This is a genomic window from Myxococcus xanthus (genome assembly GCF_013116825.1).
Lineage (GTDB): Bacteria > Myxococcota > Myxococcia > Myxococcales > Myxococcaceae > Myxococcus > Myxococcus xanthus_B.
This window is the reverse complement of sequence record NZ_JABFNS010000343.1, coordinates 1-412: the sequence shown is the minus strand read 5'-3', so window position 1 is coordinate 412 and position 412 is coordinate 1. Positions and strand designations below refer to the sequence as shown.

The following is a 412-nucleotide window of genomic DNA, read 5'->3' as shown; positions in this document are numbered from 1 at the left end:
GCATCACAGGGAGGAATCAAAAGAATGTCGCTTGCGTACTGGTTTCAGGAGCAGCCTGCAGAGCCCGTCGAGGAAGGATGTATCCAGCATGGACCTGGGAAAGGGTTGCCCAAACTGATTTTTCAGAGTCTGGATGCTTCCAGGGCCGTCGTGAAAAAAATCGCGACCGTGGACCGGGTGCGAAGAAAAATCATCCTGATACAGCCTTCGGACAAGGCTCTGTATCTGTCCGGCCTGCGAGAAAGAGGCGTTCCGGGGTACGTTTACATTTTTGCCCATGCACGGTCGAACAGCCTCCAAGGGGTAACGCGGCAGGACATCATCGTGGATCTCATCCGCCGCAGCGGAATATGGCATGGGCAGCCCATCATGATCGATGCATGCAATGCTGGTGCTGAGCCTGAGGGTATTG

Annotated in this window: 1 protein-coding gene; it reads left to right on the top strand. The window is 54.9% G+C overall.

Features of this window, described 5'->3' with window-relative positions; all coding sequences use genetic code 11:
- Window positions 1-24: 24 nt before the first annotated feature.
- Window positions 25-412, top strand: a 388-nt coding sequence (locus tag HNV26_RS37635) for a hypothetical protein (protein ID WP_216613099.1), incomplete at its 3' end; no start/stop codon positions are given.